The sequence below is a fragment of the Ornithinicoccus sp. genome, assembly GCF_057176825.1.
The window spans coordinates 818,053-844,227 of the sequence record NZ_CM169976.1 but is presented as its reverse complement, the minus strand read 5'-3'; the positions used below and the strand labels follow the sequence as shown (position 1 = coordinate 844,227).

The 26,175-nt window shown below is 70.8% G+C and carries 29 protein-coding genes, 4 tRNA genes and 1 pseudogene; 13 read left to right on the top strand and 21 right to left on the bottom strand.

The window, feature by feature from the left end; translation table 11 throughout:
* Positions 1-51 precede the first annotated feature (51 nt).
* Positions 52-216, top strand: a pseudogene (locus AC1QRC_RS04425) (hypothetical protein); the annotation flags it as partial.
* A 261-nt stretch (positions 217-477) separates the two neighbouring features.
* Here the strand turns inward: AC1QRC_RS04425 and AC1QRC_RS04420 are convergent.
* The 4 genes from AC1QRC_RS04420 to AC1QRC_RS04405 are packed head-to-tail and all read right to left on the bottom strand — an operon-like array spanning position 478 to position 2,620.
* Positions 478-855, bottom strand: a complete 378-nt coding sequence (locus AC1QRC_RS04420; RefSeq protein WP_484205602.1) for an ankyrin repeat domain-containing protein — start codon at positions 853-855, stop codon at positions 478-480.
* 10 nt (positions 856-865) lie between these two features.
* Complete coding sequence (locus tag AC1QRC_RS04415; RefSeq protein ID WP_484205601.1) at positions 866-1,564, bottom strand: haloacid dehalogenase type II; 699 nt, start codon at positions 1,562-1,564, stop codon at positions 866-868.
* The gene (locus AC1QRC_RS04410) at positions 1,561-2,487 is read right to left on the bottom strand and encodes an FAD-dependent monooxygenase (RefSeq protein WP_484205600.1); all 927 of its coding nucleotides are present in this window, start codon (positions 2,485-2,487) and stop codon (positions 1,561-1,563) included. The genes AC1QRC_RS04415 and AC1QRC_RS04410 overlap by 4 nt, the downstream gene beginning before the upstream one ends.
* Positions 2,381-2,620, bottom strand: a complete 240-nt coding sequence (locus tag AC1QRC_RS04405) for an NAD(P)-binding protein (protein WP_484205599.1) — start codon at positions 2,618-2,620, stop codon at positions 2,381-2,383. The genes AC1QRC_RS04410 and AC1QRC_RS04405 overlap by 107 nt, the downstream gene beginning before the upstream one ends.
* A gap of 40 nt (positions 2,621-2,660) precedes the next feature.
* Here AC1QRC_RS04405 and AC1QRC_RS04400 point away from each other — a divergent pair, with 40 nt between their 5' ends.
* Together AC1QRC_RS04400 and AC1QRC_RS04395 are read left to right on the top strand one after the other, a co-directional pair.
* A complete protein-coding gene (locus AC1QRC_RS04400) occupies positions 2,661-3,182 on the top strand; it encodes a TetR/AcrR family transcriptional regulator (protein WP_484205598.1) in 522 nt (173 codons plus the stop codon).
* A 58-nt stretch (positions 3,183-3,240) separates the two neighbouring features.
* Positions 3,241-3,489 carry a hypothetical protein gene (locus AC1QRC_RS04395; RefSeq protein ID WP_484205597.1) on the top strand — a complete coding sequence of 83 codons (249 nt, stop codon included), beginning with the start codon at positions 3,241-3,243 and terminating at the stop codon, positions 3,487-3,489.
* Positions 3,490-3,563: 74 nt separating this feature from the next.
* On the opposite strand, the gene AC1QRC_RS04390 is transcribed toward AC1QRC_RS04395, so the two are convergent.
* Positions 3,564-3,636, bottom strand: a tRNA-Arg gene (locus tag AC1QRC_RS04390).
* Between the two features lie 192 nt (positions 3,637-3,828).
* On the opposite strand from AC1QRC_RS04390, the gene AC1QRC_RS04385 reads away from it, so the two are divergent.
* Positions 3,829-5,640, top strand: coding sequence for a phosphoenolpyruvate carboxykinase (GTP) (locus tag AC1QRC_RS04385; RefSeq protein ID WP_484205596.1), 1,812 nt, complete (start codon positions 3,829-3,831; stop codon positions 5,638-5,640).
* A gap of 63 nt (positions 5,641-5,703) precedes the next feature.
* Positions 5,704-5,937, top strand: coding sequence for a hypothetical protein (locus AC1QRC_RS04380; protein WP_484205595.1), 234 nt, complete (start codon positions 5,704-5,706; stop codon positions 5,935-5,937).
* Between the two features lie 83 nt (positions 5,938-6,020).
* Here the strand turns inward: AC1QRC_RS04380 and AC1QRC_RS04375 are convergent.
* Positions 6,021-6,111: transfer RNA gene (locus tag AC1QRC_RS04375), tRNA-Ser, on the bottom strand.
* A gap of 133 nt (positions 6,112-6,244) precedes the next feature.
* Between AC1QRC_RS04375 and AC1QRC_RS04370 the strand changes: the two genes are divergently transcribed.
* Positions 6,245-8,005 (top strand): LCP family protein, encoded by a 1,761-nt coding sequence (locus AC1QRC_RS04370; RefSeq protein ID WP_484205594.1) that lies wholly within the window; start codon positions 6,245-6,247, stop codon positions 8,003-8,005.
* Between the two features lie 91 nt (positions 8,006-8,096).
* On the opposite strand, the gene AC1QRC_RS04365 is transcribed toward AC1QRC_RS04370, so the two are convergent.
* Positions 8,097-8,300, bottom strand: coding sequence for a cold-shock protein (locus AC1QRC_RS04365; RefSeq protein ID WP_141783873.1), 204 nt, complete (start codon positions 8,298-8,300; stop codon positions 8,097-8,099).
* Between the two features lie 251 nt (positions 8,301-8,551).
* Here AC1QRC_RS04365 and AC1QRC_RS04360 point away from each other — a divergent pair.
* Positions 8,552-8,634 (top strand) — tRNA-Ser (locus tag AC1QRC_RS04360).
* 69 nt (positions 8,635-8,703) lie between these two features.
* Positions 8,704-9,051: a YtxH domain-containing protein gene (locus tag AC1QRC_RS04355; RefSeq protein ID WP_484205593.1), complete on the top strand. Its 348-nt coding sequence runs from the start codon at positions 8,704-8,706 to the stop codon at positions 9,049-9,051.
* A gap of 204 nt (positions 9,052-9,255) precedes the next feature.
* Here AC1QRC_RS04355 and epsC read toward each other — a convergent pair whose 3' ends face one another.
* Complete coding sequence (gene epsC, locus AC1QRC_RS04350) at positions 9,256-9,861, bottom strand: serine O-acetyltransferase EpsC (protein ID WP_484206572.1); 606 nt, start codon at positions 9,859-9,861, stop codon at positions 9,256-9,258.
* Between the two features lie 44 nt (positions 9,862-9,905).
* Positions 9,906-10,835 (bottom strand): cysteine synthase A, encoded by a 930-nt coding sequence (gene cysK / locus AC1QRC_RS04345; RefSeq protein ID WP_484205592.1) that lies wholly within the window; start codon positions 10,833-10,835, stop codon positions 9,906-9,908.
* 143 nt (positions 10,836-10,978) lie between these two features.
* Between cysK and AC1QRC_RS04340 the strand changes: the two genes are divergently transcribed.
* Positions 10,979-14,581, top strand: a complete 3,603-nt coding sequence (locus AC1QRC_RS04340) for a heterodisulfide reductase-related iron-sulfur binding cluster (RefSeq protein ID WP_484205591.1) — start codon at positions 10,979-10,981, stop codon at positions 14,579-14,581.
* A gap of 110 nt (positions 14,582-14,691) precedes the next feature.
* Here the strand turns inward: AC1QRC_RS04340 and AC1QRC_RS04335 are convergent, their stop codons facing one another.
* The 5 genes from AC1QRC_RS04335 to dcd form a co-directional block, all read right to left on the bottom strand.
* Complete coding sequence (locus AC1QRC_RS04335; RefSeq protein WP_484205590.1) at positions 14,692-15,612, bottom strand: ABC transporter substrate-binding protein; 921 nt, start codon at positions 15,610-15,612, stop codon at positions 14,692-14,694.
* Between the two features lie 17 nt (positions 15,613-15,629).
* A complete protein-coding gene (locus tag AC1QRC_RS04330; RefSeq protein WP_484205589.1) occupies positions 15,630-16,415 on the bottom strand; it encodes an ABC transporter permease in 786 nt (261 codons plus the stop codon).
* Positions 16,412-17,053 (bottom strand): ABC transporter permease, encoded by a 642-nt coding sequence (locus tag AC1QRC_RS04325; RefSeq protein WP_484205588.1) that lies wholly within the window; start codon positions 17,051-17,053, stop codon positions 16,412-16,414. Before AC1QRC_RS04325 ends, AC1QRC_RS04330 begins: the two co-directional genes overlap by 4 nt.
* Entirely contained in the window at positions 17,050-18,138 is a 1,089-nt protein-coding gene (locus AC1QRC_RS04320) for an ABC transporter ATP-binding protein (RefSeq protein ID WP_484205587.1), read from the bottom strand. Before AC1QRC_RS04320 ends, AC1QRC_RS04325 begins: the two co-directional genes overlap by 4 nt.
* A 117-nt stretch (positions 18,139-18,255) precedes the next feature.
* Positions 18,256-18,831, bottom strand: coding sequence for a dCTP deaminase (dcd, locus tag AC1QRC_RS04315; RefSeq protein WP_484205586.1), 576 nt, complete (start codon positions 18,829-18,831; stop codon positions 18,256-18,258).
* Between the two features lie 89 nt (positions 18,832-18,920).
* On the opposite strand from dcd, the gene AC1QRC_RS04310 reads away from it, so the two are divergent.
* Positions 18,921-18,994: transfer RNA gene (locus AC1QRC_RS04310), tRNA-Gly, on the top strand.
* 17 nt (positions 18,995-19,011) lie between these two features.
* Here the strand turns inward: AC1QRC_RS04310 and cutA are convergent.
* The 3 genes from cutA to AC1QRC_RS04295 form a co-directional block, all read right to left on the bottom strand.
* Positions 19,012-19,356, bottom strand: a complete 345-nt coding sequence (gene cutA / locus AC1QRC_RS04305; protein WP_484205585.1) for a divalent-cation tolerance protein CutA — start codon at positions 19,354-19,356, stop codon at positions 19,012-19,014.
* A 4-nt stretch (positions 19,357-19,360) separates the two neighbouring features.
* Entirely contained in the window at positions 19,361-20,704 is a 1,344-nt protein-coding gene (locus AC1QRC_RS04300; protein ID WP_484205584.1) for an aminotransferase class III-fold pyridoxal phosphate-dependent enzyme, read from the bottom strand.
* 83 nt (positions 20,705-20,787) lie between these two features.
* Positions 20,788-21,552: a TetR/AcrR family transcriptional regulator gene (locus tag AC1QRC_RS04295; protein WP_484205583.1), complete on the bottom strand. Its 765-nt coding sequence runs from the start codon at positions 21,550-21,552 to the stop codon at positions 20,788-20,790.
* A gap of 84 nt (positions 21,553-21,636) precedes the next feature.
* Between AC1QRC_RS04295 and AC1QRC_RS04290 the strand changes: the two genes are divergently transcribed.
* The 3 genes from AC1QRC_RS04290 to AC1QRC_RS04280 all read left to right on the top strand — a co-directional run bounded on the left by AC1QRC_RS04290 (position 21,637) and on the right by AC1QRC_RS04280 (position 23,645).
* Positions 21,637-22,047 (top strand): VOC family protein, encoded by a 411-nt coding sequence (locus tag AC1QRC_RS04290; protein WP_484205582.1) that lies wholly within the window; start codon positions 21,637-21,639, stop codon positions 22,045-22,047.
* A 70-nt stretch (positions 22,048-22,117) separates the two neighbouring features.
* Positions 22,118-22,612 (top strand): sigma-70 family RNA polymerase sigma factor, encoded by a 495-nt coding sequence (locus AC1QRC_RS04285; protein ID WP_484205581.1) that lies wholly within the window; start codon positions 22,118-22,120, stop codon positions 22,610-22,612.
* Positions 22,605-23,645, top strand: a complete 1,041-nt coding sequence (locus AC1QRC_RS04280) for a hypothetical protein (RefSeq protein ID WP_484205580.1) — start codon at positions 22,605-22,607, stop codon at positions 23,643-23,645. Before AC1QRC_RS04285 ends, AC1QRC_RS04280 begins: the two co-directional genes overlap by 8 nt.
* A 12-nt stretch (positions 23,646-23,657) precedes the next feature.
* Here AC1QRC_RS04280 and AC1QRC_RS04275 read toward each other — a convergent pair whose 3' ends face one another.
* From AC1QRC_RS04275 to AC1QRC_RS04260, 4 genes are all read right to left on the bottom strand, one after another.
* Positions 23,658-24,440, bottom strand: a complete 783-nt coding sequence (locus AC1QRC_RS04275; RefSeq protein ID WP_484205579.1) for an SDR family NAD(P)-dependent oxidoreductase — start codon at positions 24,438-24,440, stop codon at positions 23,658-23,660.
* A 102-nt stretch (positions 24,441-24,542) separates the two neighbouring features.
* Positions 24,543-25,427 (bottom strand): formyltetrahydrofolate deformylase, encoded by an 885-nt coding sequence (purU, locus tag AC1QRC_RS04270; protein ID WP_484205578.1) that lies wholly within the window; start codon positions 25,425-25,427, stop codon positions 24,543-24,545.
* A gap of 32 nt (positions 25,428-25,459) precedes the next feature.
* Complete coding sequence (locus AC1QRC_RS04265) at positions 25,460-25,885, bottom strand: TA system VapC family ribonuclease toxin (RefSeq protein ID WP_484205577.1); 426 nt, start codon at positions 25,883-25,885, stop codon at positions 25,460-25,462.
* Positions 25,882-26,136: an antitoxin gene (locus AC1QRC_RS04260; RefSeq protein WP_484205576.1), complete on the bottom strand. Its 255-nt coding sequence runs from the start codon at positions 26,134-26,136 to the stop codon at positions 25,882-25,884. Before AC1QRC_RS04260 ends, AC1QRC_RS04265 begins: the two co-directional genes overlap by 4 nt.
* Positions 26,137-26,175 lie beyond the last annotated feature (39 nt).

The following is a 26,175-nucleotide window of genomic DNA, read 5'->3' as shown; positions in this document are numbered from 1 at the left end:
GCCAGGGCCGGGTGGACGGCAACCAGGGCAGCGTGCCCGGCTACACCCCGAATGCCTACGGGCGCTTCCAGGGCCAGCCGGAGTACGCCGAGCCGAGCCAGGCGCTGCAGGGCGACGCGCGGACCGCTTCAACTTCCGCGAGGACTGGACGACAACTACTTCGAGCAGCCCGGCGACCTGTTCCGGCTGATGACCCCGGAGGAGCAGCAGCGGCTGTTCGCCAACACGGCGCGAGCCATCGACGGTGCCTCGGAGGCCACTGTCGAGCGCGCACATCCAGCAACTGCACGCAGGCCGACCCGGCCTACGGCGAGGGTGTCCGCGCCGCGATCGAGGCCCTCAAGGCCGGCACGCTGGATGACACCGACGCCAACTCGGAGAACGACGCGGCCTGACCTCCGCACGCAGCAGTGCCCGGGTGACCAGTGGTCGCCCGGGCACTTCTCGTATGCCGTGTGTCGGCCCTGCCTGCCCGCGTCAGTCCAGCAGGTCGGTGCGGCCGAACATCTCGGCGGCGGCCCGGGCACTGGGGGTGCCGGCGTCCAGGTCGGCGCCGGCCGCGCGCAGCACACCGACCACGTCCTGCTCACCCTTGAAGAGGGCACCGGCGATCGGCGACTGGTCCCGCGCGTTGCGCAGGTCGACGTCGGCCCCCCGCTCGACGAGGGCCCGCACCGTGGCGGCGTGCCCGTGGTAGGCGGCCAGCATCAGGGCGGTGTTGCCCTCGGGGTCCTGGGCGTCGATCGGCAGGCCGTGGTCGAGGAACTCCAGCACACCTGCCGTCTCTCCCTGGCGGGCCAGGTCCATCGCGAGGGCGACGACCCGGGCGGTCTGGTCCTGCGAGAGCGGCTCCATGCCCCTCATCCTATGAGGGGGCGAGCAGCCGGTCGGCCAGGTCGTCGAGGTCCCGGCAGTGCAGCGGGTGCTCATCGCGTGGGGTGGTGTCGGCACCGTAGGGGCCGTTCTCCCGCGGCCGTTCGATGAAGGCGGTCCGCAGGCCCAGCGCCCTGGCGGCGTCGAGGTCGTGGAAGTGGGCGGCGACCATCATCACGTCACCGGGCTCGACCTCCAGCATCCTGGCCAGCCCGAGGTAGGTCTCCGGGGCAGGCTTGTAGTGCTGCCACAGGTCACTGCCCCCGATCAGGTCCCAGGGCAGGCCCGCGTGCTTGGCCAGATGCGTGAGCAGCGCCACCGAGCCGTTGCTCAGCGGGGCGATGATGAAACGTTCCTTGAGCCGGGCCAGCGCAGCCGGCGCGTCCGGCCAGGCCGGCAACCGGTGCCAGGCCATGGTCAACTCGTCGATCGAGTCCTCGTCGAGGTGCAGGTCGCGCTCCTCGAGCTCGACGACCAGGTTGCGGCGGTGCAGCACGTCCAGGCCGGTCCACGGCTCGGTTCCGTCCTCGACGCGAGCCAGGGCCGGGGCGTACCGCGCCCGCCACGCCATTGCGAACTCGCCGGCGTCGACGTCGGGCAGGACCGGCGCCACAGCGGTGCTGATCCCGGTGAACCAGTCGACGACCGTGCCGAAGGTGTCGAAGGCCAGGACCGCGGGAGTCTCGCTCACCCCCGCGAGACTACCGACCCCCGGGTCGCCCGCGGCCGGACGGGCCGCAGCGCGACATCCCGCAGGCCACTCCCGCGGCGGTCCAGCGTGGCCAGACCCATCACCGCCGAGGCGCCCAGCCTGGTGACCTGGGTCGGCGCCCACCGGCGCCGCTGGTAGCGCGCGAGCGCCTGCCGCACTGGCAGCCGGTTCAGCGCCGCGCCCAGGGTCACGGCGTCCTCGATCGAGGTGCAGGCCCCGCGGCCCAGGTTCGGCGTCATCGCGTGTGCGGCGTCCCCGATCAACACCACCCGCCCCCGCACGTAGCGGCCCAACGGGGGCGCCGTCCACAACCGCTGCGCCAGGGAGTCCTCCGGTGAAGCTGCCGCGAGCACGGCACGCACCTCCGCGGGGAACCGGGCGTAGCGCTCCCGCGCCGCCTCCAGCGCACCGCCCACCCCGTCGACGAGCACCTCATCGCCGGCCCCGAACGCAGCGAACCAGTTGAGCCTGCCCGGGCTGTGCGGGGTCGCGCCGAACATCCGGCCCGGGCCCCAGTGCTCGACCAACCGGTCCGTCTCCCCGTCGATCACACCCCGCACCACGACATACGAGGTCCTGCGGGCCGCGGTCGCGCTACCCCAGACAGAGCGACGCAGTGCACTGTGCACACCGTCCGCGCCGACGACCACGGCCGGGTGACCACCCAGGTCGGCGAGCGAGGTCACCTTACGGGTGACTCGACATACGGAGTCCGGGACCGCCGCGTCCAGCAGACCCACGAGGCTCGGGCGAGGCACCAGCCACACCCGTGCGCCGCCCAGCCCGGCGATGACCTCACCCCTGGCGTTGCGGACCTGCCCGGTCGTCAGGTGCGGGGCCCCCGCGCGGACCGAAGCCCCGATACCGATCGTGTCGAGCGCGCGCATGGTGTCGGGGAACATTCCCAGGGACGTGCCCGGCCTCGGTGCGGTCGGGACGCTCCTCCACGAGGGTCACCCGCCACCTGTCGGGGTCGAGGACGGAAGCCAGGGCAAGCCCGGCGATCCCGCCGCCGACGATGGTGAGGTCCTGCATACGGCCAGAGTACTACTTTTGTAGTGATACCGTGGACCGTATGCCGAACCGCCGGGACACGCTGCTGGACGCCGCCATCACGGTGGTCGCCCGGGCGGGGGCCAGGGGGTTGACTCACCGCGCGGTCGATGCGGCCGCCGGCGCCCCACAGGGCACCACGTCCAACCACTTCCGCACCCGGGCCGCGCTGGTGGCCGGCGTCGCTTCCCGGCTCGAGGAGCGCGACGTGGCGCGCTGGCCGGATTCGCCGGCATCCGTCGAAGAACTGCTCGATCGTCTGACCTCGTTCGCCGCCGCCTTGTGCGCAGACGCGGACGCGACCCTGGCGCGGCTGTCCCTGGCCCAGGAACTGCCCGACCATCTGGCCGGAGGCCACCAGCGGCTGCTGGAGGCCCTCCGCGAGGCGCTGGTGCAGTGCGGGGTCGACGACGGAGCCGCCCGGGCCCCCCTCGTCGCGGCGTTCCTGGACGGGCTCGTCCAGCACACGCTGACGGTGCGCCGGAGCACGACGTTTGACGCAGACGCCTGCCGGCGTGGGTTGTCCCTCCTGCTCGCCGAGTAGCCCTGCTGGGCTACGCGCTTGTCTTGCAAGCCATCCCAGAACCTGTTACCCAGGAGACATGTCCAAGATTCGAAAGGCTGCAACCGGAACTGTTCTCGCTGGCGCGCTGTTCGCCGCCAGCACCACGACTGCCGTCGCCGACACGAAGGTGTGGGACAGGGGCCCCTTCGACACCGCGGCGACCTGCCAGAGCGTCCGTGACGCGGAGGCGGCGGAGAACGCGGACGAGCCACGCATCCGCATCGGTGGATGCTGGGAGCACCCCGGCGGGGTGGGGTACTACTTCTCCGTCTGGGTCACCGACTGAGGCCAGGAGAGCCCGTCAACCGAGAACGCCCCCGGGGAGACCCGGGGGCGTTCTCTGACTGTCTCAACACAGCGCGCGCCCGAAGGGATTCGAACCCCTAACCTTCTGATCCGTAGTCAGATGCTCTATCCGTTGAGCTACGGGCGCAGTGTTGCCGCGTGGCAACAGCGCCTCACAATACCGGAGCCCCAGCCCGGTGGAGAAATCCAGCGAGGGCCCACACGTCCGGACGTGAGCAAGGCAACACCGGGGAGCGCCATGGACCACTCCTACAACCAGTAGGTTTGCCGGGAACCCCCACGACGACCTGGCACCGGCGCCAGAAGGGACGACACAGTCATGGACAGCACCGCCCACCGGGGCACCACGCACACCGAGCTCGACGCCTGGGTGAAGGAGGTGGCCGCGCTGACCCGCCCCGACCGGGTCGTCTGGGTGACCGGCTCCGACGAGGAGTCCCACCAGATCAACGAGAGCCTGGTCGCCGCCGGCACCTTCACCCGGCTGGACGAGACCAAGAAGCCCAACTCCTTCCACGCGGCGTCCGACCCCGACGACGTCGCGCGGGTCGAGGACCGCACCTACATCTGCTCGGTGCGGGAGGAGGACGCCGGCCACACCAACAACTGGATGGCCCCTGAGGAGATTAAGGCGACCCTCAACCCGCTGTTCGACGGCGCGATGGCCGGCCGCACGATGTACGTCATCCCGTTCGTGATGGGTCACCTGGACGCCGAGCAGCCGATGTTCGGCATCGAGATCACCGACAGTGCCTACGTGGTCGCCTCGATGCGGATCATGGCCCGCATCGGCGATGAGGTGCTGGCGCGGATGGAGGAGCTGCAGGCCGACTACGTCAAGGGGCTGCACTCCGTCGGTGCTCCGCTGCGCGAGGGTGAGCAGGACGTCGCCTGGCCCTGCAACACCACCAAGTACATCGTGCACTTCCCCGAGGAGCGGGCCATCTGGTCCTACGGCTCCGGATACGGCGGCAACGCGCTCCTGGGCAAGAAGTGCTACGCGCTGCGCATTGCCTCGGCGATCGCCCGGGACGAGGGCTGGATGGCCGAGCACATGCTCATCCTCAAGCTCACCTCCCCCCAGGATGAGGTCCACTACGTGGCGGCCGCGTTCCCCTCGGCCTGCGGCAAGACCAACCTGGCGATGCTGCAGACCACGCTCGAGGGGTGGAAGGCCGAGACCGTCGGCGACGACATCGCCTGGATGCGGTTCGGCGAGGACGGCCGGCTGTATGCCGTGAACCCGGAGTTCGGCCTGTTCGGGGTCGCCCCCGGCACCGGGTGGGGCACCAACCCGACCGCCATGCACACGGTGGAGCAGGGCAACTCGATCTTCACCAACGTCGCCCGCACCCCCGACGGCGACGTGTGGTGGGAGGGGATGACCGACGAGCCGCCCGCGCAGCTCACCGACTGGCTGGGCAGCGACTGGACCCCCGACAGTGACCGGCCAGCCGCCCACCCGAACAGCCGGTTCTGCACGCCGATCGAGCAGGTCCCGACGTTGGCCGCAGAGTACGACGACCCGCGGGGCGTGCCGATCTCGGCGATCCTCTTCGGCGGCCGCCGCAAGACCACGGTGCCGCTGGTGACACAGGCCCGGGACTGGCAGCAGGGCACCTTCCTGGGAGCCACCCTGTCCTCGGAGACCACGGCCGCCGCCACGGGCGCGGTCGGTGTGGTGCGCCGCGACCCGATGGCGATGCTGCCCTTCATCGGCTACAACGCCGGCGACTACCTGGGGCACTGGCTCACCGTCGGCAAGCAGCACGACGAGTCCCAGATGCCGCAGATCTTCCTGGTCAACTGGTTCCGCCGGGACGCCGACGGTGGGTTCTTGTGGCCCGGCTTCGGGGAGAACACCCGGGTGCTCAAGTGGGTCATCGACCGCATCGAGGGCCGGGTCAGTGCCACCGAGAGCCCGATCGGCTTCCTGCCGGATCCGGCCGACATCGACACGACCGGTCTCGACATGAGCACCGAGCAGGTGCAGGCGGCGCTGGCCTTCGACGCCGAGGAGTGGCGCGCGGAGTTGCCGATGATCCGGGAGTGGTTCGCCAAGTTCGGCCACTCCCTGCCGGAGCAGCTCTCCGACGAGCTGCACACCCTGGAGCAGCGCCTCGAAGGCTGAACTCTGGTTTGCTGGGAGACAGCGCTCCGCCCGGACCGGGACGGACCGACGACAGGAGACCTCATGGACCCGCGACCCAACGACCCGGCCACCGGCGAGAGCCCCCTCTCGGCCGTCGAACCGTTGCCGCCGGGTAGTGACGCCGCCGAGGTCGTCGACGCCATCGACGAGCGCATCCGCAACGCCGGGCCCGACGACGTGGAGCAGGCCGACGAGGCGGCCGACGAGTCCGAGTCCACCTCGGACCCGGACGTCGACCCCACCGACGACGGGTCCGAGACAGACACCCCCGCGTGATCGGCATACCGGTCCGGGAACCACAGAACCCTCGTGCCCGTTGGGGTACGAGGGTTCTGTCCTGCCCTGGCGCAGTGTCGCGGCGGAGGCGGAGGGATTTGAACCCTCGATGGGGTTGTAGCCCCAAACCCGCTTAGCAGGCGGGCGCCATAGACCAGACTAGGCGACGCCTCCACGTCCCAGGGGCCGAAGCAGCCGAGGAACGGCTGTCAGGTTACCCGGCGGATGTGGCCCGGACCAAAACGGTTCGGTTCCCTCAGAGCGTCTCGTGAGAGAAGATGTCCGCTGACCCCCAGAAAGGTGCTCGATGTCCTTCCTGCCGCCCAGTGGCGACTCCCGCCGACGTCCGCCACGTCGGGACCCCGGCAATCCGGAGGGTTCCGGGCACCCGGACCGCTCCCCGGGTGAGGAGTCCGGTGCGCAGCCTGGGCACGATGCCGAGGCGGACGAGGGGGCCATCACCTACCGGGCCGGCGGGGTCGGTGGCGGACCGCGCACCCGCCGTGAGGCGCGCCTGGCCGCCCGCGACGCCGACGCCACGATGGGTCGCTCGCTGGGTCTGACGGCGCTGGGAACGCTCCTCCCGGGGGCCGGCCTGACGATGACCCGGCGGCGGGCCATCGGGGTGCCGCTGGTCGGGCTCGCCCTGGTGGGGCTGGTCGCTGTGATCTGGTATGTCGTGAACCGCGGCGCGCTCGAGTCCGCCCTCGACCTGGCCACCCGCCCGCGACTGCTGCGGTTCCTGGCCGTGATGCTGGTCGTCGGCGGGTTGGTCTGGATCGGCTCCATCGTGCTGACGGCCCTGACCACCCGCCCGAAGCCGCTGGCCCAGCGGCAGCGCGCCGGGCTGAGCGCCTTCACCGCCCTGATGTGCCTCGTGGTCGCTGCTCCGGTCGGGATCGGGCTGCGCTACATCGACGCCCACACCGATGCCGTCGACAAGATCTTCACCGGGGCTTCCGGTGGCAACGAGGGGACCGGCACGGTCGACGAGGAGGGCGGCGAGGGCCCACGGAGGGAGGCGGAGGACCCCTGGGCCCACACGTCCCACGTGAACGTGCTGCTGCTCGGGTCCGACGCGGCGGACAATCGCGACGGCATACGGACGGACTCGATGATCGTCGCCAGCATCGACACCGAGACCGGCAACACCGTCCTGTTCGGCATCCCCCGCAACCTGCAGCAGGTGCCGATCCCGGAGGACAGCCCGCTCCACAACGTCTGGCCGGACGGCTACAACTGTGGCAACGAGTGCCTGATGAACGGCATTTGGACCGAGGCCGAGGTGCAGGCCGAGCAGCATCCGGAGTGGTTCGAGGGGGATGACAACCCCGGCCTGACCGCGACCCGCGAGGTGATCTCCGAGGTGATCGGGCAGCCGATCAACTACACGGTCCTGATCAACCTGGCCGGGTTCCAGGACCTGATCGACGCCATGGGCGGCGTCGAGATCAACGTCCAGGAGCGGATCCCGCTGGGCGGTCAGACGTGGACCGACTACGCCGGGAACGCCCACCTCATCGAGGGCACCGAGAACGGCTGGCTCGAGGTCGGCCCGCAGCAGCTGAACGGCTACCAGGCCCTGTGGTACAGCCGCTCCCGGGTGACCAGCGACGACTTCTCCCGGATGCGGAGGCAGCGCTGCGTGGTCGCCGCGGTCGTCCAGCAGGTGAACCCGATGACGATGCTGCAGCGCTACCCCCAGATCGCCTCGGTCGCGGGCGACAACATCACCGTCAGCGTCGACGTGGCCGACCTGCCGGCGTGGGCCGAGCTCGTCCTGCGCGTGCAGGACGGGCAGATCAAGAGCCTGCCGTTCACCAGCGAGAACATCGACACGGCCTACCCGGACTACGAGGAGATCCACGCCACCGTGGAGGAGGCCATCAACCCGCCGGAGCCCGAGCCGACCACGGCCACCCCCGGCACCGACGGCGGCGGCGGTAGCACGTCCGACGACGCGGCCACCACGACCGAGGAGCCGACCACCGAGGCTCCCGAGGACCCGGCGGCCGAGACCACCGAGGAGCCGAAGGACGAACTGGCCGACGTCGGCGCCGTCTGCTGACGACCACCAGCAGTGGCCCCGAACAAGACGAGACCCCCGAACCGAGTCGGTTCGGGGGTCTCGCTGGTAAGAACGTTGGTGAAGTTCTACCTCAGACCGGGCGGACGGCGTCAGCCTGCGGCCCCTTGGGGCTCTGGGTGACCTCGAACTCGACCCGCTGGGCCTCCTCGAGCGTCTTGTAGCCGTTGGTCTCGATGGCCGAGTAGTGGACGAACACGTCCGGGCCGCCACCATCCTGAGCGATGAAGCCGAAGCCCTTCTCAGCGTTGAACCACTTCACGGTTCCCTGTGCCATGGGAATCTCTTTCTGCTGTGCGTGTGCGAACCCCCACAGGTCGTGGAGGAACCGGCCTAGATGAAACCCCCCACCGACCGGGACATGCCCGACTCTGTGCTGTGCAAGACCGCCCTGCGGCGGCTTCATGCTGTCACTGCGAGGAACTGCAACTTCAACCTCGGACAACCGTAGCAGCACCCGCCAGGTTTCGGCGCATCTCCACAGGATGGGATGATGGCCTTCGCGGCCCGGTGGAGACGCCGGGACCGGGAGGGTTCGCATAGTGGCCGAGTGCAGGCGCCTTGAAAGCGCCCGACGGAAACGTCCGTGGGTTCGAATCCCACACCCTCCGCAATTTGTGCGCTCGGCGTGACCGGCCGGTAGTGTCCGAAGCAAGGTGACACAACGGAAGGAGAGTCACATGAAGAAGATCCTGCTGCTCATCGGGGTGGGTGTCGGCTACATCCTCGGCGCCAAAGCCGGGCGTGAGCGCTACGACCAGATCACCGGCAAGGCCAACGAGGTCTGGGGGAACCCCAAGGTCCAGGAGAAGGTCGAGGAGGTCAAGGCCCAGGCGCCGGAGGTGGCCCACAAGGTCAGCGACGCCGCCAAGGACGCCGCCGCCCAGGCCAAGTCCAAGGTGACCGGGCACGAGACCACCGGCTTCGACGGCTCCTACGAAAACGAGACCGGCTCCTTCAACGGCGAGACCGGTGAGACCACCGTCGACACCACCGGCTTCGGCCCCGGCGGCGACAAGCTGCCCTGAGCCCTGAGCCCCGAGCCCAGGGCGCGCACTGCGCTGAGCCTGATCTGACGGAAAGTCTCAGAAGTCCCGCTGACGGCCGGCGGGGGTGAGGACCTCGCCCCCGCCGGCCGTCGGCGTCCCGGGCACCCGGTGCCGGTCAGACCTTGGTGCCGGCCAGATCTTGGTGTCGGTCAGCGCCTGCTGGCGGTCAGACCCTGGTGCCTCTCAAATCCAGAGTGCGGGATCGGCATACAACTGGTCCTCAGTCCGCTCCCCCTGCGGGACGCGGACGACGGCGGGCACGCCGACGGCGGTGGCCTCGTCCGGCACGTCGCGGACCACGACCGCGTTGGCGCCCACCTGGGCCCCGGCGCCGACCGTGACCGGCCCGATCAGGCGGGCGCCGGCGCCGAGCGTGGCCCCGTCGCGGACGGTGGGGTGCCGCTTGACCGGCTGCATCGACCGTCCGCCGAGGGTGACGCCGTGATACATCATCACGTCGTCGCCGACCTCGGCGGTCTCCCCGATGACCACGCCCATGCCGTGGTCGATGAACACCCGGCGCCCGATCGTGGCCCCGGGGTGGATCTCGACGCCCGTGACTGCCCGGGCCACCTGGGAGAGCAGTCGCGCAGGGAGCTTGGCCCTGCCTCCCCGGCTCCACAGTCGGTGCGCCACACGATGACTCCACAGTGCGTGGAGACCGGGCGAGGCCAGGGCCATCTCCAGGCGGCTGTCGGTGGCCGGGTCGCGAGCGATCGCTGCGTCCAGGTCCTCGATCACCCGCCCCACGACGGCCCGGAACGCGTCGGCGGGCCGGGCGGACGACATACCGTCCGCCCGGTCCCCGTCGCCCGCCGGGCCGGTGCGCAGCATCAGTCAGTCAGTCCCTCGAAGAGCACAGTCGACAGGTAGCGCTCGCCGAAGTCGGGCACGATGACCACGATCGTCTTGCCCGCGGACTCGGGACGAGCCGCGACCTGCAGCGCCGCCCAGACGTTGGCGCCGGCGGAGATCCCGGCGAGGATGCCCTCCTGGGTGGCCAGGTCCCGGGAGACCCGCACCGCGTCGTCCAGGGCCACGTCGAGAACCTCGTCATAGACCTCGGTGTCCAGGATCTCCGGGATGAAGTTGGCGCCCAGGCCCTGGATCTTGTGCGGGCCGGGGCTGCCGCCGGTCAGGATCGGGGAGTCGATCGGCTCGACGGCCACGATCTGCACGTCGGACTTCTGCTCACGCAGGTAGCGACCGGCGCCCGTGATGGTCCCACCGGTGCCGATACCCGCCACGAAGATGTCGATGCCGCCGTCGGTGTCCTGCCAGATCTCCGGGCCGGTGGTCGCCCGGTGGATGGCGACGTTGGCCTGGTTGGCGAACTGCCGGGCCCGCACGGCGCCCTGCTCCTCGGCGATCTCCTCGGCCTTGGCGACGGCACCCTTCATGCCGTCGGCGCCCGGCGTGAGCACCAGCTCGGCGCCGTAGGCACGCAGCAGGGCGCGGCGCTCCAGGCTCATCGTCTCCGGCATCGCCAGCACCACGCGGTAGCCGCGGGCCGCGCCGACCATCGCCAGGGCGATCCCGGTGTTGCCGGACGTGCCCTCCACGATCGTGCCGCCGGGCTGCAGCTCGCCGGACTCCACGGCGGCGTCGATGATGGCCGCGCCGATGCGGTCCTTGACCGAGGCGGCGGGGTTCTGCGACTCGAGCTTGACGACCACCGTCGCCCCGAGGCCCTCGGTCAGCCGGTTGAGGCGGACGAGGGGGGTCTTGCCGATGACCTGCGTAATGTCGTCGTGGACTGCCACTGGGTGCTGCCTTTCGGTTCGGGTCCCCCGGTCCTGACGCCGGAAGGGGCTTGCGGTTATACGTCTTCTAACGACACGTTATTCCGTGGGCAAGGAGTCGCGCCACCCGGGGTCGACGGGGACCGGTCCGTAGACTCCCTCCCATGTCTCCGGTGCAGATCATCGCCCTGATCCTCGGCCTGGGCGTCACCCTGGTGGCGGTCTCGTTGTTCGTGCGGACGATCGCCGGCTTCGCCGCGAAGTTCCGGCTGGGGCAGCCGGCCGCAGGTCGGCACGACGACCCGCTGGCCCGGACCCTCACCCTGCTCCGGGAGTTCCTGGGGCACACCCGCATGGCTCGCAAACCGCTCGTCGCGGCCGCCCACTGGTTCGTGATGCTCGGGTTCCTGCTGCTCACCACGACGCTCGCCACGGCATACGGGCAGTTGTTTGACCCCCACTTCGCGTTGCCGCTGATCGGTCACTGGCCGCCGTACATCTGGTTGGCCGAGCTCTTCGGCTGGGGCACCCTGATCGGGATCGTCGCGCTGATCGTCGTCCGGCAGCGCCTGCACCCGCGCACGCTGGAGCGCAAGAGCCGGTTCTGGGGGTCCACCTTCTGGCAGGCGTATGTCGTGGAGTTCGTGATCCTCGGCGTGGGCCTGTGCATCGTGCTGCTGCGCGGCCTGGAATCGGCCCTCGGGAAGGCCACCGGAGCCGCGTGGGCCGACACCATCCACTTCCCCACCACCGGGTGGATCGGCACCTTCTTCGAGGGGATGTCGGTCGGCGCACTGGAGACCACGATCGTCGTCGTGGCCCTCGTGAAGATCCTGATCTCGATGGGCTGGATGATCACCATCGCGGTCACGCCCACCATGGGGGTGGCCTGGCACCGGTTCCTGGCGTTCTTCAACATCTGGTTCAAGCGGCACGCCGACGGGCGCACGTCGCTGGGCGCGTTGCAGCCCATCACCGTCGGCGGCAAGGAGCTCAGCTTCGAGGACGTCGAGGACCTGGACGAGGAGGTGTCCCTCGGGGTCGGCAAGGTCGAGGACTTCACCTGGAAGGGGCTGCTCGACTTCTCCACGTGCACCGAGTGCGGTCGGTGCCAGGAGCAGTGCCCGGCCTGGAACACCGAGAAGCCGCTGTCGCCCAAGATGCTGATGATCGGCCTGCGCGACCACCACCACGCCAAGGCTCCCTGGCTGATGGCCAGCCAGGCGCAGCGTGATGCCGCCGAGTCGGGGGCGAGTCACGGCATACCGTCTGCGGCGGTGCTGGAGGCCGACCGCCCCCTGGTCGGCCTGACCGAGGGAGACCCGACGGTCCCCCACGGTGGTGCCATCGTCGACCCGGACGTGCTGTGGTCGTGCACCACCTGCGGCGCGTGCGTCGAGCAGTGCCCCGTCGACATCGAGCACGTCGACACGATCGTGGACATGCGCCGCTACCAGACGCTCATCGAGTCCGCCTTCCCCAGCGAGCTGGGCGGGCTGTTCAAGAACCTGGAGAACAAGCAGAACCCCTGGGGGATGTCGGCGCGCGCCCGGATGGAGTGGGCCAAGGGTCTGCCGTTCGAGGTCAAGGTCGCCGGGCAGGACGTCGAGGATCTCGATTCGGTGGACTACCTGTTCTGGGTGGGCTGCGCCGGTGCCTACGAGGACCGTGCCAAGAAGACCACCCGGGCGGTGGCCGAGCTGCTGGACACCGCCGGTGTCTCCTTCGCGGTGCTCGGCGACGGCGAGACGTGCACCGGCGACCCGGCGCGTCGGGCTGGCAACGAGTTCCTGTTCCAGATGTTGGCCCAGCAAAACGTGGAGACTCTCAACGAGGTGGGGGCCACCAAGATCGTCGTCACCTGCGCGCACTGCTTCAACACCATCAAGAACGAGTACCCCCAGCTCGGTGGCAAGTACGAGGTGGTGCACCACACCCAGCTGCTCAACCGACTGGTGCGGGACAAGCGCCTCACCCCCGTCGCCCGTCCGGAGGCGGCCGACACCTCGGGCGTCGCCTCGACCGCGTCGACCGTGACCTACCACGACCCGTGCTACCTCGGCCGCCACAACGGGGTGTACGCCCCGCCCCGCGAGCTGCTCGGCGCCCTCCCCGGCGTGGAGCTGCGGGAGATGCCGCGCAGCGGGGAGAAGTCGTTCTGTTGCGGCGCCGGCGGCGCCCGGATGTGGATGGAGGAGAAGCTCGGCACGCGGATCAACCTGAACCGCACCGACGAGGCCCTCGCCACCGGTGCGGACCGGATCGCCATCGGCTGCCCGTTCTGTCGCGTGATGCTCTCCGACGGGCTCACCCAGAAGCAGTCCGAGGGCGCCAGCGAAGAGGTCGAGGTCGTCGACGTCGCCCAGATGTTGCTGGCTGCCGTCCGCCGCGGCCAGGACGACAGCGCCGCCCAGCCCGATGCCGAGGCGGTGCCCGTGGCGGCGGGGGACAGCGCCCCGGTCGCCGCCGGAGCGGCTGCTGGGGCTGCCGGAGCGGCTGTGGCCGACACCCCCATCACCGACGCCGGAACTACCGAGGCTGACCAGGCACGTCCTCAGAATGAGGACACCCCCGAGACGGATAGCACCGGCGCCGGGACCACCACCGCGACCGATAGCGACACCCGGGCCCTCGGCGACTCCTGGCTCACCGACACACCTGCCAGCGAGCCCCAGGCACCCGCCGAAAACACCGACGCTGACCAGGCAGGTCCTCAAAACGAGGACACCCCCGCCGACGCCGACACCCAAGCCCTCGGCGACTCCTGGCTCACCGACACCCCCATCACCGGCACCGAAATCACCGACGCTGACCAGGCACGTCCTCAAAACGAGGACACCCCCGAGACCACCACGGCAGCCGACAGCGACACCCAAGCCCTCGGCGACTCCTGGCTCACCGACACACCTGCCAGCGAGACCCAGGCACCCGCCGAAAAACCCGACGCTGACCAGGAACGTCCTCAAAATGAGGACACCCCCGAGGCGGAAAGCACCGAGGCCGGGACCACCACCGCGACCGATAGCGACACCCAAGCCCTCGGCGACTCCTGGCTCACCGACACCCCCACCACCGGCACCGAAATCACCGACGCTGACCAGGCACGTCCTCAAAACGAGGACACCACCCCCGAAGCCGACACCAGGACCGAAGAGCCCGCCGACGCCGCCGAGGCAGCGCCAGCAGACGACATACAGTCACTGGGCGACTCCTGGCTCAGCGGCACGACCCCCGCCAGCGAGGCCCAGGCACCCACCGAAAACACCACCCCTGACCAGGCACGTCCTCACGACGAGGACACCAGCGCGAACGAGACCGGCGATTCGTCGGCCGACCCGGCGTCACCGTCCGCGGGGACCCCCGAGTCGGACGAGACCGCCGACAACGTTCCCGCGGCAGAAGTCCACGACCCGGTGGCGACAACCCCGCCCCAGGATGACGACATCCAGGCCCTGGGTGACTCGTGGCTGGGCGGCGCGAGTAGCGCCCCCGCTCCCGAGGCGGAGTCGGTCGCCGACGCGACGAGAGCCGGGACCGAGCCGACTCCAGGCGCCCCCGAGGCCGAGGAGCCCGCACCTGACGAGGTCGAGGACCAGGCAGGCGTCGAGGGTCAGGCGGACGGCGAGGATCAGGCGGAGCCAGACCAGGCCACCGCACCCGAGGAGGACACCGCCGAGGACACCGCTCACGCGGACGACGGTGACGAGCCTGACGACCCGCCGGACGACGGCGACCTCAAGTCCCTCGGCGACTCCTGGCTCAGCTAGCAGCCGCCGTCCTCCGCGGAGGGGTGACCTGTCAAAGCGGGTGCCACAGCCCTCGTTTGACAGGTCACCCCCGTCACCGGCTCACCCCTGGGCCACACCGGCCAAACGCCTCAGAGGTTCTCGTCGACGAAGGCCCGGGCCACGGTCGCGGGGTCCTGCCCGTCGGTGACGACCTCGGACATCATGGCCGACAGTTGCTCCGTCGTGAGCACCGAGGACACCTCGTTGAGGGCCGACTCGATGTCGGGGGTCAGTGCGTCGTCGGTGATCAGCGGCACGACGTTCTGCGCGGCGAAGAGGGCCTCCGGGTCCTCCAGGACCACCAGGTCGTTCTCGGCGATCGCCGGGTCGGTCGTGAAGATGTTGGCCGCGTCGATCTGACCGTTCAGCAGCGACTGCACCGTCAGGTTGCTGCCCGCCTGAAGCGCTCGGAAGGAGGCGAACTCCAGTCCATACACCTCGCTGAGGCCGGGCACGCCGGTCGGGCGCTCTGCCCACTCCGGCGGCCCACCGAGCACCAGGTTCGGCGCGTGCGGCGCCAGGTCACCGATCGCGGTGAGCGAGTACTCCTCGGCCGTCTCGGACGTGACGACCACGGCGTCCTTGTCCTCCGCCGCGGACGGCTCAAGCACGGTGAAGCCGTCAGGGAGCGCGTCCTGGAGCTCGGCGAGGACGTCCTCGGACTCCGTGGCCTCCGCATCGGGGTTGAAGTACACCGCGAGGGCGCCGGTGTACTCGGGGATGAGGTCGATCGAGCCGTCCTCGAGCCCGGCGATGTAGGTCTCCCGGTTGCCGATGTTGAGCGTCTTGGCCACAGAGACGCCACTGTCCTCCAGCGCCGCGGCGTAGATCTCGGCGAGCAGCACGTTGCCGGGGAAGTTGGCCGAGCCGATGGCCACGGCGTCGCCGTCGCCCCCGGTGGCGCCACCCTCGTCGGAGTCGCCGGCCAGGGGGTCGTCGGAGCCTCCGCAGGCGGTCAGCGCCAGCGCTGCCACGAGGAAGCCGACAGGGAAGGCGGTCTTGCGGTTCATGGGTCCTCCTGGACAGTTCATGGGGTCGAACGGGTTCCAACGGTTTCGATCGGGTCGGCGGCGGACCCAGCCTCGACGCTACGGGCGTCCACCGACAGCCGTCGGCGTTGACGACGCGATCCGCTCCCGGCCCGGAGTCCGGGGGACACGACCCAGCGTTGCAGACCCGCGAGCGCCAGGTCCACCAGGAGGGCGAGCGCGGCGACCACGAGGGCGCCACCGGCCATCCGGTCGTACTGCTGCAGCGCCTGCCCGTCGATGAGGAAGCGCCCCAGGCCCCCGAGCCCGACGACGGCCGCGATGGTGGCGGTGGCGATGATCTGCATCATCGCCGAGCGGACCCCCGAGATCGCCAGCGGCAGCGAACACGGCACCTCGACCTGCCAGAGCACCTGCCAGCCGGTCATCCCCATGCCCCGGGCCGCGTCGCGCGCCGCCGGGTCCGCCTGGGCGACGCCGGCGTAGACGCCGGACAGGATGGGCGGGATCGCCAGCAGCACCAGCACGATGAGACAGGGCCATTCGTATGCCGCATCTCCCCTCAGGCGGGGAAGCAACAGCAGGACGGCGATGAACAGCACCCCCAGGGAGGGGATCGCGCGGAAGGCGCCGACGATGTTGACCGCCACGATCCGTCCCCGCCCGGTGTGCCCGACGTAGAGGCCCAGCGGCACGGCGATGAGGGAGGCCAGCAGCAGGGCGGTGAACGACAGCCGCAGGTGGGTGAGGGTCTGCGCGGGGATGCCACCGTCCCCGGTCCAGTTGGCGGGGTCGGTGAGCCAGTCCAGGACCGCGCCGATCATGATCGCGCCACCGTCAGCCAGGGGGTGAGCAGCCGGGTGACCGCGAGGATCACCAGGTCGAAGGCGATCGCCAGGAGGATGCAGGCCAGGACCCCGACCACGATCGGCTCCATCGCGTTGCGGTTGAACCCGTCGGTGAACAGCGAGCCCAACTGGCCCACGCCGACCAGGGCGGCCACCGAGACGATCGAGACGTTGCTGACGGCGGCGACCCGCAGGCCGGCGGAGATCACCGGCACCGCGAGGGGCAGCTCGACCGCCACCAACCGCCGCAGCGGTGAGTAGCCCATGGCGGTGGCAGCCTGCGTGACGTCGTGCGGCACCGAGCCCAACCCGTCGGCGACCGTGCGGGTGACCAGGGCGATGGTGTAGACCGTCATCGCGATGACCACGTTCAGCGGGTCGAGGATCCGGGTGCCGAGGATGCCCGGCAGCATGATGAAGAGCGCCAGGCTGGGGATCGTGTAGAGCAGGCCGGTGCCGGCGATGAGGGGCGGATAGAGCCAGCGCCGCTGGAGCGCGAGCCAGCCCAGGGGCAGGGACACCGCCAGGCCGATCACCAGCGGGACGCCGGCGAGGTAGATGTGCCGGACCGTCAGCTCGAGCAGGGTCTCCAGCTCGACCCCGAGCACCCTCACGGGGCGGGCCTCCCGGTGCGCTGGATGACGCCGACCACCTCGTCGGCCCGGACCGTCCCGGCAAACCGGCCCCCGCTGACCACGACGCCGCGGCCGCTGGGGGAGGACAGTGCGGCGTCCAGCAGGGCGCGCAACGACCCGTCCCGGTCGGCGAGGGTGCCGCCGAGCTGCAAGTCGGAGCGCTCGACCGGGCCTCCTGCCAGGGCCGGCAGGTGGACCCATCCCTGCGGACGGTCCTCGTCGTCCACGACCAGGCGCCAGGGCCCGACCTGCCCCTCGGCGGGCGGCGCGGCACCCAGCCGGATGGGGTCTTCGTGGTGCACCGGGACCTCTCCCCCGATGAAGCTGAGCGCCCGGTAGCCGCGGTCGCGCCCCACGAAGTCGGCCACGAAGTCGTCTGCGGGATGGGCCAGCAACTGGTCGGGCGGGCTGAACTGCGCCAGCCTCCCGCCGACGCGCAGCACGGCGATCCGGTGCCCCAGCTTGATCGCCTCGTCGATGTCGTGGGTGACCAGCACGATGGTCAGCCCCAGCTCCTGTTGCAGCCGGGAGAACTCGTCCTGCAGCCCCTCCCGGACCACCGGGTCGACCGCGCTGAACGGCTCGTCCATCAGCAGGACGTCGGGGTCACCGGCCAGGGCGCGGGCCACGCCGACGCGCTGTTGCTGCCCGCCCGAGAGCTGGGAGGGGTAGCGGTGCGCGTAGTCACCGGGCAGCCCGACGAGCTCAAGCACCTCCATCGCCCGCTGGCGGGACACTGCCTTGCTCCGCCCCCGCAGCCGCGGCACGGTCATCACGTTGGACAGCACGGTGCGGTGTGGGAACAGGCCGGCGTGCTGGATCACGTAGCCGATTCCCCTGCGCAACTGGGCAGCCGGCAGGTCGGCGGTGTCCTGGTCGTCGATCAGGATGCGGCCCGAGGTCGGCTCGATCATCCGGTTGATCATCCGCAGCGAGGTCGTCTTGCCGCAGCCGCTGGGCCCGACCAGCACGGTGATCTGCCCAGTGGGCGCCTCCAACGTCAGGTTGTCGACGGCGACCGTCTCGTCGGGGTATCGCTTGGTCACGCCCTCAAGACGGATCATGGGGTGACCCTACAGCGGGGGTGCGGCACCCTCCGGGCCGAGCTCCCGCCGCGCGGGGTGACCTGTCAAAGCGGGTGCCATAGCCCTCGTCTGACAGGTCACCCCGTCGCGTCGGCGTCAGACGTCGCTGCGGTGGAAGTTCTGGAAGGAACGGCTGGCCGTCGGACCGCGCTGGCCCTGGTAGTGCGACCCCTTGGCCTGCGACCCGTACGGGTGCTCGCTCGGGCTGGACAGCTGGAAGAAGCACAGCTGACCGATCTTCATCCCCGGGTGGAGCACGATCGGCAGGGTTGCCACGTTGGACAACTCCAGGGTGACGTGCCCGGTGAACCCAGGGTCGACGAACCCCGCCGTGGCGTGCGTCAACAGGCCCAACCGGCCCAACGAGGACTTGCCCTCCACCCGTGCCGCGACATCGTCGGGCAGGGTGATCTCCTCCAGTGTGGAGCCGAGGACGAACTCGCCGGGGTGCAGCACGAAGCTCTCGCCCGGGTCCACCTCCACCAGGCGGGTCAGCTCCGGCTGGTCCTGGGAGGGGTCGATGACGGGGTACTTGTGGTTGTCGAAGAGACGGAAGTACCGGTCCAGTCGGACGTCGACGCTGGAGGGCTGGACCATCGCGGGGTCCCACGGGTCCAGGCGCACGCGCCCGCCGTCGATCTGGGCGTGGATGTCGCGGTCGGAGAGGAGCACGCGGACAGACTAACCGGCCGGGTCGAAGAGTGGGTGACGTGCCGGTTCGGTCCGCGGCTCGGTGTCAGTTACACTGGCGCGGAAATCCTGCGGGCGTAGTTCAATGGTAGAACATCAGCTTCCCAAGCTGAATACGCGAGTTCGATTCTCGTCGCCCGCTCCAGACCCACCCGGCCCCGTTCACGCCGGCGGGACCACCCCGTCACGCACCCACACGGCATACGGCTCGAGGGCGAGCACGACGGGGACGGCGAGCACCTCGGGAACGTCGTAAGGATGGAGCTCGAGCACGGCCTCGCGCACGGCGGGGAAGGCATCCGTGGTGGTCTTGGCCAGCAGTAGCCACTCCTCGGACCGCTCGACCGCCCCCTCCCAGGTGTAGGTCGAGGTGATCGGCCCGAGGGTCTGCACGCAGGCGGCGAGCCCGCGACCGACCAACAAGTCGGCAATGGCCTCGCCGGTGTCGGTGTCGGGCACGCTGATCCGCACCTCGAGCAGCGGCTGCGGGTCGGCGTCGGCGGTCACGGGCTCAGAGCGCGGCGAGCGCCTCGTCGAGGGCCGCGATCCCCTCCCGCGCCTCCCCGGCGGTCATGACGCACGGGGGGACCAGGTGGATGCGGTTGCCCATCGGCAGCGGCCACATGCCGCGCTCCTTGCAACCCTGGACGACGGCGGCGACCCGGTCGGCAGCCAGCGGCTCCCGGGTCTGCCGGTCCGCGACGAGCTCGACCGCCCAGAAGACGCCCAGGCCGCGCACGTCGCCCACCGCCTCGTGCCGGTCGGCGAGCTCGGCGAGCGCCGGGCCGATCACGTCACGCCCGAGCTCCTCGGCGTGCTCGATGATGCCCTCGTCCTCCATGATCGTGATCGATGCGACCGCCGAGGCGGTGGCCAGCGCGTGACCGGAGTAGGTGAGGCCACCGACGTAGGGGGTGTCCTCGAAGGAGGCCGCGACCTCGTCGGCGATGACAACACCGCCCAGCGGCACGTAGCCGGAGTTGACCCCCTTGGCGAAGGTGATCAGGTCGGGGCGGACCCCCCACCGGTCGATGGAGAACCACCTGCCGGTGCGGCCGAACCCGGCCATCACCTCGTCGGCGATCAGCATGATTCCGAACTCGTCACACAGCGCCCGCACCCCCTCGAGGTAGCCGGGCGGCGGGACCAGGATCCCGTTGGAGCCGACGACGGGCTCCAGGATGATCGCCGCGACGTTCTGCGGGTTCTCCGCCTGCACCGTCTGCCGCAGGTGCGTCAGCGCGCGCTCGCTCTCCTCCTGCTCGGTGGTGGCGTGGAAGGTCGAGCGGTAGAGGTAGGGGCCCCAGAAGTGGACGATGCCGGGCAGCCCCGGCTCGGTGCCCCACCGACGGGCCTCACCGGTCAGCGAGAGCGCCCCGCTGGTGGCGCCGTGGTAGCTGCGGTAGGACGCCAGCACCTTGTGCCTGCCGGTGTGCGCCCTCGCCATCCGGATCGCGTTCTCGACCGCCTCGGCGCCGCCGTTGGTGAAGAACACCTTGCGCATCCGCTCCGGCGCCCGTTCGCTGATCAACCGGGCCGCCTCGGCCCGTCCCTCGTTGGAGAAGTTGGGTCCGACCGTCATCATCCGGCCCGCCGCCTCGCGGACGGCCTCCACCAGCCTCGGGTGCTGGTAGCCGATGTTGACGTTGACCAGCTGGGAGGTGAAGTCGAGGTAGGTGTGCCCCTCGTAGTCCCAGAACCGCGCTCCGAGCCCGCCGGCCAGCGGCAGGGGATCGACCTTCGCCTGGGCGGACCAGGAGACGAAGACGTGCTCCCGACTCAGCTCCCGGATGGCGGCGGCCCTGGCGGGATCCGTGGTGGCGGTGCTCTGCTCGGACTGGGTGGTCAACGACATGATCCGAGTATGCCGTGCCTCGCGCCCGCGGGGCAGGGGGGTGAGTGGCGGGGCCGGGTCGGTGCGGGTGAGTGCCGGGGGCGTCAGGAGTCGATCAGGGCGGCGAGACCGTCGAGGAGCCGGGCCAGGCCGAAGTCCCAGGCCGCGTCGGGCGCGTAGGCCGCGCCCTGGGCCTCGCCGGCGGCCGCCCCGATCCGGGTCGCCAGCGGGTAGTCGGCGGGGTCGAGCAGCTCGGCCAGGAGGGGACCGTTCACCGCCCACCACTGCTCGTCGCTCAGACCGGAGGCCGCGGCGGACCGGGCGAGGTCGTGCTCGGCGCGGACCTGCTGCTGGACGAAGCCCAGCACCAGGGACAGGGTGGCATCGATATGCACGTCGTCCAGCCCGGTGCCGGCCAGGGCGGCCAGCTCGTGGTCGTACTTCGCGGTCTGCCCGGGGCCGAGGGAGGGGCGGCTCAGGACGGCCAGCTCGGTGGCCCACGGGTGGTCACGCAGCAGCTGCCTGTTCTGCTCGGCCACCGCGGTGACCCGCCGCCGCCAGGTGCGGGCCCGCCAGGGAGGGCGGGGCATCGCGGCGTAGAGCGAGTCGAGCATGAGCAGCAGCAGCTCCTCCTTGCCCGGCACGTGGGTATAGAGCGACATGGTGGAGATCCCCAGCTCCTTGGCCACCTCCCGCACGCTCAGCCCGTCCAGGCCCTCCCGGTCGGCCAGGGCGATCGCGGTGGCGACCACCTCGTCCACCGAGCGCCTCGGCCGGGGTCCGCGCCGTCCCGGGGTCTCCAGGTGGTGCCGCCAGAGCAGCCGCAAGACACGGTCGGCGGCGGCGTTCGCGGTGGGCCCGGGGCTCATGGGAATACATCCTAGCGATAACTCCTTACGCTGTACGTCATACGGTGTACACTGTTTCACCACGCGCCGAGGAAAGGGACCCGCATGTCCATTACCCAGTCCGTCATCTCCGTCAACGTCTCCGACGTCCGCGCCTCCTCGGAGTGGGCGCAGCGCCACCTGGGCTTCCGCGAGGTCATGGCCGCCGACGGCTTCGCCTCGCTGGGACACCCGGAGGCCGGGTTCCACATCGCCCTGCTCGCGGTCGGGTTGGAGACGTTCAAGCCCGCCTCGTCCGCCGGCCCCGTCGACGGCCTGCTGATCGCCTTCGAGGTCGACGACATGGAGCAGCGTTACGCCCGCCTCCAGGGGGAGGGCGTCACGGTCGTCACGCCACTGGAGGTCGAGCCCTGGGGTGAGCGCTACTTCCAGGTCGCGGACCCCAGCGGCCTCATCTACCAGTTCGTCGACTGGGTGGCCGAGCCCCCGGCGGAGGCGACGTCGCCACAGATCTGACGCACTGTCGGTCGGTGGCCGCCCCGCAGGGGAACCATCGGGCACACTCGCGGGTGTAAGGAGTGTGGAGATGGGCGCACCCCCCGCCGAGCTGGCGGACTACTACCCCGCGGCCTACCAGCGCCTGGTGGGGACCCTGCGGTTGATGGGTGTGCCCGAGCACGACTCCGTGGAGCTCGCCCAGGAGGCCTTCGTCCGGCTCATCCCGCGCTGGGAGAAGGTGCGCCGCTACGAGAGTCCCGACGGCTGGCTGCGCACGGTCGCGTGGCGGCTCTGGCTGAACCGGCGCCGCTCCGGCCGCTACCTCTCCCCGGCCGAGGTGCCGGACTGGGCCCGACCCGGGGACGGCGTCGGCACCGAGGCCAGGCTCGACCTGCACCGGGCGCTCACCGACCTGCCCGAGGGTCACCGGGAGGTCGTCGTCCTGCACTACCTGGAGGACCTGCCGGTCTCGCGGATCGCCGCGGAGCTCGGGGTCGCCGAGGGCACGGTCAAGTCGCGACTCTCCCGCGCCCGGGCTGCCCTGGCCTCCGCCCTGCACACCGAGGAGCTCGACGATGCCTGAGCAGCGCCCCGACCTGGCCACCACGATCCGGCGGGCCGCCGGCGACGCCGGGGACGTGCGCGTCCCGCCCCTGATGGACCTCACCGGTCGCGCCGCCCACCGCCGACGCCGGCGCACCCTGGGAGCCGTGCTCGGCGTCGCCGCGACCGCCCTGGTGGGCGTCGCCGTCTGGCAGCTGCTCCCCGGAGGCAACCGGTCCGCATACGTCCCGCCCGCCGAGGGGCCGGTCACCTCCACGTTCGAGGTCCCGACCTACGACTGGGGCCCGAGGTCCGGCGGCATGGACGCCCTGGTCGGCGGCACGCTGTGGTTCACCGAGGACGGCTGCACGCTGATGAGCCAGGGCGACGGCTCCGACCGGGTGACGCAGGCCGTCATCTTCCCCAACGCCACCGGCATCACCTACGACAACGGGGTCCGGGCCGTGGTCGACGGGAACGGCGACGTGTTCGCGGTCGAGGGGCAGGAGTTCAGCTACGGCGGGGGGTATGTCGTGGAGCCGGACACCGAGCTGGGCCGGACCTGGCTGGCCCAGTGCCCGGACGCCACCCCGCGGGGAGGGGCGGTCATCAACGACCATCCCGCGTCCGGTCCGCTCACCGAGGCCCCCGCCCCGCCGGACGAGCCCGGGCCGACGGCGCCGACGACGGACGAGGAGCTCGGCTTCTACGAGGTGCCGACGTTCGAGTGGGATCCCGCGGAGGGGGGCGACGCTGCCGAGGTGACCGGCACCGTGCGCTTCACCGACGAGGGCTGCCCGGTGCTCGAGCAGGAGACGGAGGACGGGACGCAGCTCGTGGGTCTGGTCCTGCCGAACGCCCAGGGCCACGACGGGAGCTCCGGGATCGCGCCCGACGGCATACGCCGGGTCTACTCGTGGCTGCCGGGCGGGGCCGGCGGCGGGGTGATGGTCGAGGACGGCGAGCCGTTCTCCTCCGGCGGCGGCTATCACGACGCCACCCACCCCACCTGGACCGCCGTGTGCCGCGACTCCCCGGTGGACTCGGTGGCGTTCGTCTACGACGTCCCCTGAGCCCCCGGGAGCTCAGCCGAAGGGCGGCGTGAACCGGCCGTCGATCGCCGTCCAGCCACCGTCCACGACGAGCTGGCTCCCGGTGACGAACGTCGAGGCGTCGCTGGCCAGATAGACGACTGCGCCCACCATCTCCTCCGGTCGGGCCCACCGGCCGAGCGCGCTCTTGGAGGCGTAGGCGTTGTTCCACTCCTCGTCGCTGCGGATCTGCTCGGTCAGCGGCGTCTCCACCACGCCGGGTGCGACCGCGTTGATGCGCACGCCGTTCGGACCGAGCTCGGCGGCGAGGGTGCGCAGCATCTGCACCAGCCCGGCCTTGGTCGCGGCGTAGACCCCCTGGCCTGGCTCCACCGCCAGGGCCCGCAGCGAGCTGAACGCGATGATCGACCCCCGGCCCCGCTCGGCCATCCCCGGCGCGAACGCCCGGAGCGCGTGGAAGGACCCCCGCAGGTTGAGGTCGACCACCCGGTCATACTCCTCGGCGCTGTAGTCCAGCAGCTTCTTGCGCACGTTCATCGCCGCGGTCACCACGAGGACGTCGACGGCCCCCAGTCGGGTCGCGAGCTCGGTCAGCGCCGACTCGTCCAGGATGTCGACCCCGTATGCCGCATGGTCACCCTCCCCCTCGGCCTGCGCCCGCTGGGTGGCCGAGTCGGCGGTGGGCAGGCTCTTGTCCAGGCTGCTGACCCGGGCGCCGTGCGCGGCCAGGCCAGCGACCACCTCGGCGCCGATCCCCCCGGCCCCGATGACGACGGCGTGCCGCCCCTCGAGGGAGAACATGTCTGCATAGCTCATCCGTGGGCTCCTCCGTGTGGTGTCACCCCGGAGTATCCCAGCCGCCCCTGGGGCGCCCGCGGCCGGCCGCCGACGACGTCGAATGCACCGGGCGAGCGGACCTCAGCCGAAGACGATGGTGCGCCGGCCGCGCAGCACGACCCGGTGCTCGGCGTGCCAGCGGACCGCGCGGGACAGCGCCATGGCCTCCAGTTCCTGGCCGACCTGGGCCAGCTCGGCCGGGCTCATCCGGTGGTCGACGCGGCGGAAGTCCTGCTCGATGATCGGCCCCTCGTCCAGGTCGGAGGTGACGTAGTGCGCGGTCGCGCCGATGACCTTGACCCCACGGTCGTGCGCCTGGGCGTAGGGGCGGGCACCCTTGAAACTGGGCAGCAGCGAGTGGTGGATGTTGATGATCCGCCCGGGGAAGTCCGCGCACAGCTCCTCGGACAGGATCTGCATGTAGCGGGCGAGCACCACCGTGTCGACCCGGTGCTGCGCGACGAGCTCGCGCAGCCGGTCCTCGGCGGCGACCTTCGTGTCCTTGCTGACGGGCACGTGGTGGAACGGAATGTCGTGCCACTCCGAGAGCGCACGGAAGTCCTCGTGGTTGGAGACCACGGCCGCGACCTCGATCGGCAGCAACCCGGTGCGGGTGCGGAAGAGCAGGTCGTTGAGGCAGTGCCCCTGCCTGCTGACCATCACCAGCACCCGGTGCCGGTCGGCCAGGTCGTGGGCGCGCCACTGCATGGCGAACTCCCGCACGACCGGCGCCAGCTGGGCCTCCAGCGCAGCCAGGTCGAGCGGGTCGCCCTCCTTGATGAGGTGCATCCGGAGGTGGAACTCCCCCGACGTGGCGTCACCGAACTGCTGGCTGTCCGCGATGGTCAGCTGCTGCTCCAGCATCGCCCCGGACACCGCGTGCACCACGCCGCGCCGATCCGGGCAGGACACGGTCAGCACGAACTCCCGGCCGGGCCTGCGCCCGGCCACCTCTTGCTCAGTCACGAGGCGGGAGTCTACGGCTCCGCGGGGGCCGCTCAGGACGGCTCGGACCACCGGACGCCCGGGAACCGTCCGAAGTCGCGGTCAAAGGTGACGATCTCGGCACGGTGCTCGATCGCCAGGGCCGCCAGGTGGGCGTCGTTGACGAGGTTGCCGCCGCTCCCGAGCACACCGAGCAGGTCCGTCAGCAATTCGGGGTGGCGGGCAGTCGGGGACGGCACGCGGGCGCTGGGGGCGGCCAGCCAGGAGTCCACCACGCCGCACGCCTCACTGACCGTGAGCGGACGGGCGAACACCTCGGGTTTCGTCGACAGCCGCAGGAATGCCAGGAGTGCTACCCAGGCGAATCCGACACCGGCACTGCCCGACAGCGCTCCGTCCAGCCACTGCCGCGCCCGATCGTGGTGTGGCGTGTCGGCATTGACGGCGTAGAGCAGGACGTTGGCATCGACGAGCTTCACTTGCCGACCTGCAACCGTCGGATGAGCTCGCTGTCCTCCACATCCCCGGCAACCCGCAGGGCGTGGTCGAGGTCGACCTTCGGCACCCCCATCGAGAAGGTGGGGGTGTGGAAGTCAACGCGCGGTCGCGACCCGGCAGCCCCGTCCCGGATCGCATCGTTGAGGGCACGCTTGAAGGAGACCCCCCGCGCCATCATCCGCTGCCGGATGATCTCCTCGGTATCGGCATCGAGCGTGACGGTGGTGCGCACGTGTGACAGCATAGCATCACATCAAGTGATGCTATGGCA

Bases quoted from the DNA above. Each gene is read 5' to 3' on its own strand.
- AC1QRC_RS04420 (WP_484205602.1), bottom strand. From the start codon at position 855: ATGGAGCCGCTCTCGCAGGACCAGACCGCCCGGGTCGTCGCCCTCGCG.
- AC1QRC_RS04410 (WP_484205600.1), bottom strand. From the start codon at position 2,487: ATGTTCCCCGACACCATGCGCGCGCTCGACACGATCGGTATCGGGGCT.
- AC1QRC_RS04405 (WP_484205599.1), bottom strand. From the start codon at position 2,620: ATGCAGGACCTCACCATCGTCGGCGGCGGGATCGCCGGGCTTGCCCTG.
- AC1QRC_RS04400 (WP_484205598.1), top strand. From the start codon at position 2,661: ATGCCGAACCGCCGGGACACGCTGCTGGACGCCGCCATCACGGTGGTC.
- AC1QRC_RS04395 (WP_484205597.1), top strand. From the start codon at position 3,241: ATGTCCAAGATTCGAAAGGCTGCAACCGGAACTGTTCTCGCTGGCGCG.
- AC1QRC_RS04385 (WP_484205596.1), top strand. From the start codon at position 3,829: ATGGACAGCACCGCCCACCGGGGCACCACGCACACCGAGCTCGACGCC.
- AC1QRC_RS04380 (WP_484205595.1), top strand. From the start codon at position 5,704: ATGGACCCGCGACCCAACGACCCGGCCACCGGCGAGAGCCCCCTCTCG.
- AC1QRC_RS04370 (WP_484205594.1), top strand. From the start codon at position 6,245: ATGTCCTTCCTGCCGCCCAGTGGCGACTCCCGCCGACGTCCGCCACGT.
- AC1QRC_RS04365 (WP_141783873.1), bottom strand. From the start codon at position 8,300: ATGGCACAGGGAACCGTGAAGTGGTTCAACGCTGAGAAGGGCTTCGGC.
- AC1QRC_RS04355 (WP_484205593.1), top strand. From the start codon at position 8,704: ATGAAGAAGATCCTGCTGCTCATCGGGGTGGGTGTCGGCTACATCCTC.
- epsC (WP_484206572.1), bottom strand. From the start codon at position 9,861: ATGTCGTCCGCCCGGCCCGCCGACGCGTTCCGGGCCGTCGTGGGGCGG.
- AC1QRC_RS04340 (WP_484205591.1), top strand. From the start codon at position 10,979: ATGTCTCCGGTGCAGATCATCGCCCTGATCCTCGGCCTGGGCGTCACC.
- AC1QRC_RS04335 (WP_484205590.1), bottom strand. From the start codon at position 15,612: ATGAACCGCAAGACCGCCTTCCCTGTCGGCTTCCTCGTGGCAGCGCTG.
- AC1QRC_RS04330 (WP_484205589.1), bottom strand. From the start codon at position 16,415: ATGATCGGCGCGGTCCTGGACTGGCTCACCGACCCCGCCAACTGGACC.
- AC1QRC_RS04320 (WP_484205587.1), bottom strand. From the start codon at position 18,138: ATGATCCGTCTTGAGGGCGTGACCAAGCGATACCCCGACGAGACGGTC.
- AC1QRC_RS04300 (WP_484205584.1), bottom strand. From the start codon at position 20,704: ATGTCGTTGACCACCCAGTCCGAGCAGAGCACCGCCACCACGGATCCC.
- AC1QRC_RS04295 (WP_484205583.1), bottom strand. From the start codon at position 21,552: ATGAGCCCCGGGCCCACCGCGAACGCCGCCGCCGACCGTGTCTTGCGG.
- AC1QRC_RS04290 (WP_484205582.1), top strand. From the start codon at position 21,637: ATGTCCATTACCCAGTCCGTCATCTCCGTCAACGTCTCCGACGTCCGC.
- AC1QRC_RS04285 (WP_484205581.1), top strand. From the start codon at position 22,118: ATGGGCGCACCCCCCGCCGAGCTGGCGGACTACTACCCCGCGGCCTAC.
- AC1QRC_RS04280 (WP_484205580.1), top strand. From the start codon at position 22,605: ATGCCTGAGCAGCGCCCCGACCTGGCCACCACGATCCGGCGGGCCGCC.
- AC1QRC_RS04275 (WP_484205579.1), bottom strand. From the start codon at position 24,440: ATGAGCTATGCAGACATGTTCTCCCTCGAGGGGCGGCACGCCGTCGTC.